Raw genomic sequence first — 10,400 nt, 5'->3', positions numbered from 1 at the left:
TAGGTTTATGACACTTTCGTGGCAAAATTTGTGCTCAAAGTGTCATAAACCTAGTCAGTAACTTGCGGTCGGGAACGGTTTGCAACCTCTATAGGTTGTCGTCGTCGACCCAGGCCTGCACCCCACGGGGCTGCTGAGGTTGTTGCGGCTGCTGTGGTGTTTGCTGTGCTTGCTGTTGGCGGGCCTGGGCAACTGGATCCTGCCACGTCCCCGGCTGCGGGAGCGGCTGCTGCGACGGAGCCGGCTGCACTGGCTGGTTCGTATTGGACTGCTGGTACTGCTGACCCGCAGGCCCGGCCGCTCCTGCAGCTCCGGCTGCACCAGTTCCGCCACCACCCGCTGCGGGCTTACCGGAGAGCATGTCCAGGTAGGTGTCATCGCCGTCGAAAAGCGTCCTGGTGATGGCGGTCTTCGGGTTGAGACGACGGAGATCGTTGAGCTCCTGCAGCGGCTTGCGAAGATCGTCGAAGTCTTCGCCGAACTCGTCCGAGAGGTTATCGCGTGCGTCATTGATTGCGGTGCGCGCAGCCAAGAGCAATGCGCGGACGTCCTCAATTACCTTCGGCAACCGCTCAGGTCCGATGAGAATTAGTCCGAGGATAAAGAGGACAAGAATCTCGCCCCAGCCAACATTAGAAAACACGTTATACCACCTTAGTTACAGTGCACCTCGCATGCAGCATTGCGTGGCCAAATCCACCAAATCTGCTAAATCCGCAGAAACCAGCGCCCCCTACTCCGGCGTGATCTTCGCCTCCAGCTCGGCTCCGTGGCGAACGATCTTCAATACCGCCTCATTACCAGCGCCAACAGTCCACAGCGCCACCGTGAGCTCATCTGCGGACGATACCGCGCGGTCTCCCACAGCCGTAATCACATCGCCTTCCTGCAGGCCTTCCCGGTCGGCAACGCCTCCCGGCAGGATGCTGGCAATCTCGGCACCAGTCAGTGCGCCATTGGAAACCGTGCGCGCTGTCACGCCAATCCCCGGATGAACCGGCTGCTCACCGGCGATGAGCTGCTCCGCGATGGCAACGGCTGAATTGATTGGAATCGCAAAGCCCAACCCCTGTGAGCCACCCGAACTACTGAAAATCACCGTATTAATACCGATAATGGCACCGCGGATATCCACCAGTGGACCACCCGAGTTACCCGGGTTGATGGAGGCATCGGTCTGAATCGCATCGGCGTAACCGTCCGTGTCGGTCCCCTCAGCAGCCAGGCGCACCGGGCGATTGAGCGCCGAGACAATGCCCGAGGTCACCGTGCCGCCAAGCCCCTGCGGCGAGCCCATCGCAATCACTGTGTCACCGACCGCAACCGCGTTGGAATCACCAAGCTGCGCCACAGTCAGCCCCGCAACATCTTCGACCTTAATCACAGCGAGGTCGGTCTTCGGGTCGCGGCCAATAATCTTGGCCGGCACTTCCTTCAGCTTTCCGCCGTCCCAAAACGTTACGGAGACCTGCATATCCTGCCGGTCCGCCACCGCCGAAACGACGTGGTTATTCGTCAAAATATGACCGTCACCATCAATGACAAACCCCGAGCCCACGCCCGAGACCTCACCGGCACTGACCGCAATCGACACCACCGCGGGACGAAGAGCCTCCGCCACCTTGCCGATTTCAGTCAAATCACCGTTGCCCGGCCGCCCCTCGATCTGCTGCAGCTCCACACGCTGGTAGTCCGAGCGGAAAGACTTGCCAGCCCAACCGCCAACAAAGCCGCCAACACCGCCAATGAGCAGCACCACGGCCGACGATGCCGCAATCACACGCCACGGCACCTCGCGGCCAAAAATCACTTCCCGCGCGCTGACGCGGGGAGCCGTCTTCGGGCGAGGCTTCTTTTTCGCTTCGGGTTTGCGGGCTGGACGCCCCGTCGTCATGCGTGACGACGAATCCTGCCACGGCGAATACTCTTGGGCGGTCGCACTGGTGTCGTCGTCAAGCTTCTGCCCTGGAGCACGCTGTAACCCGCCAGTTGCGGCGGCACGATCGGAGTCCGGGGCGAACGCGGAATCATCGAAAGAGCGATGTTTGCCCACTAGTGACTACCACCTTTACGAAAACCGCGAACGATCTGCTCCAACGCGGCACTCAGCGACTCCGGCGGACGGTGCGTGAGATGCCGCGCCGACCGATGGGGCTCTGAGTCCTCGCAACTGCCTGCGAAATCAGCAATACGAGCGCGCAGCTCAGCTGGAATGTGCAAGGGCGCACTATCACGCAGACGCTTGGCTGCCTGCCGCTGCTTCGCGACCTCCCGGCGACACTCCGGGCATGCCATCAGGTGCGCCTGCGCACGACGCTCAGCTACGACCGACAACTCGCCGTCAACAAAAGCGGCAATCGCCTCGGTGCCGAGATGCTCCGTTGACAAAAAACGCTTGTCATCGCCCTGCTGAATCACAGACTGCAGCACCTCCAGAAATCGCACCTATTTAACTAGCCCCACAATAGCCGCTCCCGCGGATTGAGTGCGGGAAATCTAGCCTGCGGTGACCGACTCCGGCAGCTCCTGTCGTTCCTTCTCCAGGCGCTCCAACGTCGCCCGCAAGCTGGAACGTGCCCGGTGAATACGCGAACGCACAGTGCCCATCTTGAGCCCAAGGGTGCTGGCAATTTCCTCGTAGGTCAGCCCCACCACATCACAGAGGACAACCACCGCGCGATAGTCCGGCTGCAGCTCAGCCAGCGCGATTTCCAAATCCGGGTCGAGCATCGCGTCATCGACGGCCTGCTCCGGGGTCTTCAGCGTGCCCGGGACGCGGTCGTAGTTCTCCGGCAACGCCTCCATCCTGATGACCTGCCGGTGCCGGACCATATCCAAAAACAGGTTAGTGGTAATCCGATGCAGCCAGCCTTCAAAAGTGCCGGGACGGTATGACTTCAGCGAGCGGAACACACGCATGAATGTTTCCTGCGTCAGGTCTTCCGCGTCCTGCTGGTTACCAGTCAACCGATAAGCGAGCCCGTAAACACTATCCGCGTGGGCCTGGACCAGTTCCGACCACGACGGCATCTCCCCCACACCTGCGTCAAAAGCCGCGGTGCCGGACAGTTGCTCAGTTACATCAGCGGACGGGGCGTCCTCGCGGCTGTCGCCTGCGCTGACTAGTTCGGACTTGACTCGTTCAGGCATGAGGTTCAGTGTTCCTTACCAACCTTAGGTTTGTAGTGACCTTACCCTGAAAATAGTTTGAGAGTCCAGACAAATTTGAGGCTTGTTTACCCACCTAGTCCGGCACTGACCGGCGCGCCCCGCTACCCTGCCCGAAGTTTTTTCCTACGCTATAAAGCGTGTCCGAAACGAGTTCTTCTGCTACCCCGCTATCCGCACGTGACGCTATTGCACAGCACGTCAACAACACGACCGTAGTCTCCGAGGCCCTTGAAAGCGCCCGAGAGAGCGCTCGCGAATACGGAGTTGCCGTCCCCGATACGATGACCGGCGCCGCTTTGACCTCGCTCATGGCTCTGACCAGTGCCCGCCGCGACGGTCACCCTGCCGCTGTCATCGCATCGCCTGCGGCAGGCGTCGTCGGTTTGCACCTGGCCGCGGGTCTCGGCGATGACGGCGTTCTCACCTGCATCGACCCGGAGCTCGAGCACCAGTCTCTGGCGAAGTCCGCTTTCCGAGCCGCAGGCATCCGCCCCAACCGACAGCGCTTCCTGCCCTCGCAGCCACTGGAGGTCATGGATCGACTGGCCGCCGACTCCTACGACTTGGTCTACTTGGACGTCGCCCCGGCGATCCTCCGCGCCGCCCAGGAAAAGGCCTGGCCGCTGCTTCGCTCCGGTGGCGCGCTCGTCCTGACCGGCGCGCTCCTCGACGGCACTGTCGCTGACTCGTCACGCACTGACCGTGACACCGTCGCTGCCCGTGAAGCCGACGAATATATGCTCCAGCTTGACGACGCTTACGTGATGCGCCTACCTCTAGCAGCTGGCACCACTGTGCTGGTGAAGAAGTAGTTTTCTACTGTTGGCCGGCCGGCTAGCGGCAGCGGTGGGCCACTGCGACTTACTGACTGCGTTTATGACAAAAATGGCCCGAAAAATGGCTTGAAAGTGTCATAAACTCACACAGTTTCACATTTGCAGCCCATGCCCGTATTCACATGCGCACCCCATATTCACAGGTGCAGCCCGCAACTTTTAGGGCTGCCAGTTTTGGGGCTAGGTAGCAACTAGGTAGCAAAAAGGGTTAAAGGCAAAAGGCACGTACCCCACGGTACGTGCCTTTTCAGCCGGTCGGACTCAGACAGTCTAGATAACCTGGTTCTTACCAACGGCCACAACGCCACCAGCGCTGACCTTGAAGCGCTCTGCGTCCTTCTCCGGATCGACACCGATAATGGCGCCGTCGGAAACTACAACGTTCTTGTCCAAAATCGCATGGCGAACCACTGCTCCGCGGCCGACGCGAACGCCTGGGAAGAGAACCGAGCCCTCCACCGTCGCGCCATCCTCGACCACAACGTTGGTGCTAATCACCGAGTTGCGGACCGTACCACCGGAGACAATCGAACCAGCACCGACCATCGAAGCCTGAGCAATACCGCCCTGGACAAACTTGGCCGGAGGCAGGTTCTCCTCTGAGAAGGTGTGGATTGGCCACTTCTTGTTGTAGAGGTTAAACACCGGGTGGACGGAAATCAGGTCCATGTTGGCCTCGTAGAAGGCATCGATGGTACCGACATCACGCCAGTAGCCCTTGTCACGTTCGGTCTCACCCGGAACGTAGCTGTCCTTGAAGTCCCAGACGAAAGCTTCGCCCTCCTCTACCAGCATCGGAATAATGTTTCCGCCCATATCATGGTCGGAGTTTTCATCTTCCGAGTCACGCTTAATAGCGTCGATAAGCGCGGAGGTAGTGAAGATGTAGTTACCCATCGACGCGAACGTCGAGTTCGGGTCATCCGGGGTGCCGGGCGGATCAGCCGGCTTCTCCAGGAACTCGGTGATTCGGTTGTTGTCATCGGCATCGATGACACCGAATGCGCTGGCCTCAGAACGCGGGACGCGGATACCAGCGACCGTCACGCCAGCGCCAGACTCGATGTGGGCCTCCAGCATCTGCTGCGGATCCATGCGATAGACGTGGTCGGCACCGAAGACGATGACGTACTCCGGATCCTCGTCGTAAACCAAGTTCAGCGACTGCAGAATCGCGTCCGCCGAACCGGTGAACCAGCGCTTACCCAGACGCTGCTGAGCCGGCACCGGGGTGACGTACTGGCCGGTGATGCCAGACAGCTGCCACGCCTGCGAAATGTGACGGTCGAGCGAGTGGGACTTGTACTGGGTCAGCACACAGATCTTCAAGAAACCTGCGTTGACCAGGTTCGACAGCACGAAGTCGATAAGCCGATAGCTACCGCCGAAAGGCACGGCGGGCTTAGCGCGGTCTTCCGTCAGCGGGAAGAGACGCTTGCCTTCGCCACCGGCAAGGACAATGGACAAAACATGTGGTTGACTCCTCACACCAACCAACCTATATGCGATTTACGTTCCTCGCTGCCAGTCTCCCCTCCCCGCTACCCACACCCAGGCATATCAAGCGACGGAAATTGTCAAATCTGGTTACGCTGGAACTATGCGTGTTGCCATGATGACCAAGGAATACCCTCCGGAGATTTACGGCGGAGCAGGTGTTCACGTAACTGAACTGACTCGTTTCATGCGCGGCCTCGACGGCGTTGACGTCGATGTGCACTGCATGGGTGCTCCTCGCGATGAGGCGGATGTATATGTCCACGGCGTTGACCCGGAGTTGAAGGATGCCAACGCCTCGATTAAGACGCTGTCCACGGGGTTGCGCATGGCAAATGCCGCCGCGGCAACCGACATTGATGTCGTCCACTCTCACACGTGGTACTCGGGCCTGGGCGGTCACCTCACTGGTCTGCTCAAGGGCATTCCGCATGTGGCAACCGCGCACTCACTGGAGCCGCACCGCCCATGGAAGCGCGAGCAGCTTGGCGGCGGTTACGACGTTTCCAGCTGGTCCGAGCGCAATGCTATGGAGTACGCAGACGCTGTCATTGCTGTTTCCGCGCGCATGAAGGACGCCATCCTGGATGCCTACCCGCGTATCTCCCCCGACAAGGTCCACGTTGTCCTGAACGGTATCGACACCGAGCTGTGGTACCCGCGCCCGACGTGGGAAGAGTCCAAGGAACAGAACGGCTGGTCTGTCCTGGAGGAGCTCGGCGTTGACCCGTCTCGCCCGATGGTCGCGTTCGTCGGCCGCATCACCCGTCAGAAGGGTGTCGCTCATTTGGTCAAGGCCGCATCGCTTTTCGACGACGGTGTGCAGCTCGTTCTGTGCGCCGGCGCTCCGGACACCCCGGAAATCGCGAAGGAGACTGAGCAGCTCGTCCATGACCTCCAGGAGAAGCGCGATGGCATTTTCTGGGTGCAGGACATGCTGCCGAAGGAGAAGATCCAGGAGATCCTGACAGCCGCGGATTCGTTCGTCTGTCCGTCCATCTACGAGCCGCTGGGCATCGTTAACCTTGAGGCTATGGCCTGTGGCACCGCCGTTGTCGCCTCTGATGTCGGCGGCATTCCGGAGGTTGTCGTCGATGGCGAAACCGGCACTTTGGTTCACTACGACGAGTCTGATCCGGAGGGCTTCGAGCGTGGAATCGCTGCCGCGGTTAACAACATGGTCGCCGACCGCGACCGCGCTACCAAGATTGGCCAGGCGGGTAAGAGGCGTGCTGAAGATGTGTTTAGCTGGGAGAACATCGCTCAGCAGACCGTTGAGGTTTATAAGTCTTTGATGTAGCTGGCTGTCTGCGAGACGCCACGGATGCGCGGTGGACGGAGTCTCCTCATAAGGCCCATCGCTTCCGAGAAGGAAGCGGTGGGCCTTTCTTAGCCTTTTTACTAACCCCGTTCAGGACATTTACTTATGCCCTTGCCCACTTTTCTAAACCTAATTTGAGTTTTGGCTGAATTTATCATTACTGGTCAATAGCATCCTGAGTATGAGATTCACTAAGAAGGTGGCAGCAGCTGGTGCCGCCATTGCCATAGCGCTAGCGGGTGCAGTACCGCATCAGGCGCTCGCTACAGAAGTAGCACCATCCCCTAGTACCGCTACCATCACCGAGCGTGGTCCCCTTGGGCAGTCCGGTCGCTGGTTTACCGATGGTGACGGCCGAGCTTTCCTCACTCAGGGGTCGAACATCGTCTACAAGCACGATCCTTACACCCCAGAGGCCGGAGGCTTTAACGAGGACGATGCTGACTGGCTCGTGCAGCAGGGCTTCGACTCCATGCGAGTCGGCATTATCTGGAAAGCAGTAGAGCCAGAGCCCGGCGAGTACAACGACAAATACCTGGATTCCATTGCCCGCACTATCTCCATGCTCACTGAGCGTGGAATCGCGGTCTTGGTCGATGCCCACCAGGACATGTACAACGAGAAGTTCGAAGGCGAATTTGCCCCGGATTGGGCTGTCATTGACGACGGCGTTCCCAGCCTCTTGAAGGTTGGCTTCCCCGCTAACCAGGCCCTCAATATCGGCCTCATTAGGGCATACGACAATTTCCTGAATAACCGCGAAGGGCCGGGCGGTGTTGGGTTGCAGGAGCGTTACGCAGCCATGTGGGGCCATGTCGCCAAACGCCTTGGCGACATGCCGGGACTGATGGGCTACGACATCATTAATGAACCGTGGCCAGGCTCGGCATACCCCCTGTGCTATTTGGCTCTCGGCGACTGCGGCCCGGCTAAGGAAAAGCTCGATGAACTGCACCAGAAGGCTGCCAAGCAGATTGTCGCCAAGGACCAGGACGCTATTGTCCACTACGAGCCCTACTCCATGTGGAACACCGGATTGAACACCAATCCGGCAGCCCCGAAGGTTCCTGAAACCGCTGGTACGGCTCTCAGCTGGCATGTCTACTGCACCACGAATGCCCTGTTCAACACCTACACGGGCTGTGACTTTTTCGATGGTCGTACCTTCGACAATGCGGAAATCGTCTCATCCGGTAACGGCTCGGCCACACTGCTTTCCGAGTTCGGCGCCACCGACGATGCCGATACCCTCAATGGCGTAATTTCGCTTGCCCGCCGCCACATGGTCGGCTGGCAGTACTGGTCCTACTGCGGATGCGACGACCCGACGACGCAGAACCAGAAGGAACAGGGCATGGTCTTCGACCCGACTGTTCCAGGACCCGTAGGTGCCGATGCCTTCAACCGCGACAAGATGACCATCCTCGCCGCTCCACACCTGCGGGCGGTCGCAGGCACCCCGCAAGCTACTGACTGGAACCACGACACCCGTGTCTACCAGGCCAGCTGGAACAATAGCCGCGTCGACGGCACCGGAGTTTTCGCACCTGGTTCCACCAGCGAGCTCGTTGTGCCCTCAATCAACTTCCCGAATGGGTTCACAGTGAATGTCGAGGGTGGCCACGCCACTGTCGCTGCCGATGGCCAGACGGTTCATATCGTCTCCACTGCTGACCACGTATCAGTCACCATCCAGCCGAAGTAGAACCAACCGCTCGATTCACCAAATCACGCCCTGTGGATTTTTCCGCAGGGCGTTCTTCGTGCCGCAGAGTCCTCCCACACCATCGGACCGAAAACGCCGAACAAACTGAGCCACAAGCACCGCGAATATAATGGCTTCCATGACCACTCACGAGAATTTTCCAACGGTCCGACACACAATTTTCCAAAACTCACTGATGTCCGCACTGCTCGATGGCATCTACGACGGCGAGATGACCATTGGCGAAATCCTTGGTCATGGAAACTTCGGCATCGGCACCTTCGACGGTCTCGATGGCGAAATGGTAATCCTCGACGGTGTCTGCTGGCAGGTGCGTCACGACGGCTCCGCGACCCGGGCCACCATGGATCAGCGCAGCCCCTACACGGTGGTCACCAACTTCGTTCCTCACACGGTGATGGATGCGCCGGAAAACCTGACTCGCAAGGAAATTAGCCCCATCATCGATTCCCTGGTGCCGAGCCAAAACTTTATGTACGCACTGCGGATTACCGGCGAATTTGAGTGGGTGAAGACTCGAACCGTCGTAAAGCAGGAAAAGCCGTACCAGAAGATGGTTGATGCGACGGAAGAAGACGCGTCGGTTGATTTCCAGAACCTGCGGGGCACGATTGCGGGCTTCCGCACGCCGGTGTACGAGAAGGGAATTTCGGTGCCCGGCTGTCACGTGCACTTCCTTGCGGAAGGCGGCACCGGCGGCGGGCATGTGCTGGACTTTAAGCTGCGCTCGGGCACTATCGAACTGTGCCCGGGCACTGACCTGCAGCTTCGCCTTCCGCTAACGGCGGAATTCTCGGATGCTGACCTGGATCCGGAAGACCTGGATGAACAGATTCACAAAACCGAGGTCAAGGAGTAGGCGCTAGTCGCCCGGGCGCCCCAGACGGGTGACGTAGGCACGGGCGGTGACGTACATCTCTGCAGGTAGCGCTGCAATGCGTTCCTGCAGCACCTCCGGGTGAATATGGCGTGCCGACGGGCTCATACCGATCTGAGCGGCAATTGCACTCTGGTTGAGATTCATACCGAACTCCACCAGCTCCGGGTCGCCAACAGGCACGAGGTGCCCCTCTGCCTGGGAAATCATGCGCTCGACCTTGCCGCGCTCGACATCGATGATGCCCAGTGGCTCACGAAGCTCACCCAAGTGACCAGTGGTGGCAGTCAGAACCACAACCTGGCCGCCCGGCTTGAGCACGCGAGCGAACTCCTCAGCGTTGCGAGGTGCGAAGACAACAGTAAGCGCATCGATGGAACCATCACGCAGCGGCAACCGTGCCCACGCATCGGCCACAACCGCACCGAGGCGCGGGTGGCTCTTGGCCAGGTGCTTGGCGGCCGGCACAGACACATCAATGCCTACGCCACGAGAATTGGGAATGCTGTCCAGCGTGTGTGCGAGGTAATAACCAGTGCCCGCACCGACTTCGCAGATGACTGGGCTGGCGGCTTCGGACACGTTGGCGTCGTCAAGCACGTCCTGGACGTTGCCTGTAACTGCCTCAACGAATGGAGCATAGTGGCCACCAGAGAGGAACTCCTCGCGGGCGGTAATCATCTTGGCGTCATCGCCGGTGTAGCGCAGACCAGCCCCTCCGGCGAGCGTAACGTAACCCTGGCGGGCGACATCATAGCTATGTCCGGATTCGGACTTCAGAGTCATTCGTTCGGCATCACCAAACTTCAAATCAGTGCCATCGATGGGGTCAGCAAGCACATCAATGATGTCAGCTAGCACGTCGGTCACTCCTCAAACTGAGCTAGAAAAATAATTTTCACTATCTTAGCCCGTGACGAGCTCAGCCAAGTAACTCCAATGCGAGTTACTGACTACGTTTATGACAAAAAT

The 10,400-nt window shown here is 59.3% G+C and carries 10 protein-coding genes; 4 read left to right on the top strand and 6 right to left on the bottom strand.

The window, feature by feature from the left end:
- Positions 1 to 88: 88 nt before the first annotated feature.
- From tatB to sigE, 4 genes are all read right to left on the bottom strand, one after another.
- Positions 89 to 643, bottom strand: a complete 555-nt coding sequence (tatB, locus tag HMPREF2920_RS07750; protein WP_070429355.1) for a Sec-independent protein translocase protein TatB — start codon at positions 641 to 643, stop codon at positions 89 to 91.
- A gap of 90 nt (positions 644 to 733) precedes the next feature.
- Positions 734 to 2,053 (bottom strand): S1C family serine protease, encoded by a 1,320-nt coding sequence (locus HMPREF2920_RS07745; RefSeq protein WP_070429356.1) that lies wholly within the window; start codon positions 2,051 to 2,053, stop codon positions 734 to 736.
- Positions 2,053 to 2,445: an anti-sigma factor family protein gene (locus HMPREF2920_RS07740; protein WP_239271898.1), complete on the bottom strand. Its 393-nt coding sequence runs from the start codon at positions 2,443 to 2,445 to the stop codon at positions 2,053 to 2,055. The genes HMPREF2920_RS07745 and HMPREF2920_RS07740 overlap by 1 nt, the downstream gene beginning before the upstream one ends.
- A 51-nt stretch (positions 2,446 to 2,496) precedes the next feature.
- Complete coding sequence (gene sigE / locus HMPREF2920_RS07735; protein WP_070546824.1) at positions 2,497 to 3,150, bottom strand: RNA polymerase sigma factor SigE; 654 nt, start codon at positions 3,148 to 3,150, stop codon at positions 2,497 to 2,499.
- Positions 3,151 to 3,308: 158 nt separating this feature from the next.
- Between sigE and HMPREF2920_RS07730 the strand changes: the two genes are divergently transcribed.
- Positions 3,309 to 3,983 carry an O-methyltransferase gene (locus HMPREF2920_RS07730; RefSeq protein WP_049193703.1) on the top strand — a complete coding sequence of 225 codons (675 nt, stop codon included), beginning with the start codon at positions 3,309 to 3,311 and terminating at the stop codon, positions 3,981 to 3,983.
- Between the two features lie 294 nt (positions 3,984 to 4,277).
- On the opposite strand, the gene glgC is transcribed toward HMPREF2920_RS07730, so the two are convergent.
- A complete protein-coding gene (gene glgC / locus HMPREF2920_RS07725; protein WP_042388575.1) occupies positions 4,278 to 5,495 on the bottom strand; it encodes a glucose-1-phosphate adenylyltransferase in 1,218 nt (405 codons plus the stop codon).
- Positions 5,496 to 5,607: 112 nt separating this feature from the next.
- On the opposite strand from glgC, the gene glgA reads away from it, so the two are divergent.
- From glgA to budA, 3 genes are all read left to right on the top strand, one after another.
- The gene (glgA, locus tag HMPREF2920_RS07720; RefSeq protein WP_070549621.1) at positions 5,608 to 6,804 is read left to right on the top strand and encodes a glycogen synthase; all 1,197 of its coding nucleotides are present in this window, start codon (positions 5,608 to 5,610) and stop codon (positions 6,802 to 6,804) included.
- Positions 6,805 to 7,006: 202 nt separating this feature from the next.
- Positions 7,007 to 8,530, top strand: a complete 1,524-nt coding sequence (locus HMPREF2920_RS07715) for a glycoside hydrolase family 5 protein (RefSeq protein WP_070549620.1) — start codon at positions 7,007 to 7,009, stop codon at positions 8,528 to 8,530.
- A 130-nt stretch (positions 8,531 to 8,660) separates the two neighbouring features.
- On the top strand, positions 8,661 to 9,410 hold the full coding sequence (gene budA / locus HMPREF2920_RS07710) for an acetolactate decarboxylase (RefSeq protein ID WP_083295693.1): 750 nt from the start codon (positions 8,661 to 8,663) through the stop codon (positions 9,408 to 9,410).
- A 3-nt stretch (positions 9,411 to 9,413) separates the two neighbouring features.
- On the opposite strand, the gene HMPREF2920_RS07705 is transcribed toward budA, so the two are convergent.
- On the bottom strand, positions 9,414 to 10,289 hold the full coding sequence (locus HMPREF2920_RS07705) for a methyltransferase domain-containing protein (RefSeq protein WP_069358883.1): 876 nt from the start codon (positions 10,287 to 10,289) through the stop codon (positions 9,414 to 9,416).
- Positions 10,290 to 10,400 lie beyond the last annotated feature (111 nt).

Source organism: Corynebacterium sp. HMSC075F02 (assembly GCF_001838335.1).
GTDB classification, from domain to species: domain Bacteria; phylum Actinomycetota; class Actinomycetes; order Mycobacteriales; family Mycobacteriaceae; genus Corynebacterium; species Corynebacterium jeikeium_D.
Note: the sequence above shows the minus strand (reverse complement) of the source record. Positions and strands in the feature narration are given on the sequence as shown.

What these genes read in the sequence shown, in the direction of transcription:
- sigE (WP_070546824.1), bottom strand. Translation starts at nt 3,150, where the DNA reads ATGCCTGAACGAGTCAAGTCCGAACTAGTCAGCGCAGGCGACAGCCGC.
- glgA (WP_070549621.1), top strand. Translation starts at nt 5,608, where the DNA reads ATGCGTGTTGCCATGATGACCAAGGAATACCCTCCGGAGATTTACGGC.
- HMPREF2920_RS07715 (WP_070549620.1), top strand. Translation starts at nt 7,007, where the DNA reads ATGAGATTCACTAAGAAGGTGGCAGCAGCTGGTGCCGCCATTGCCATA.
- budA (WP_083295693.1), top strand. Translation starts at nt 8,661, where the DNA reads ATGGCTTCCATGACCACTCACGAGAATTTTCCAACGGTCCGACACACA.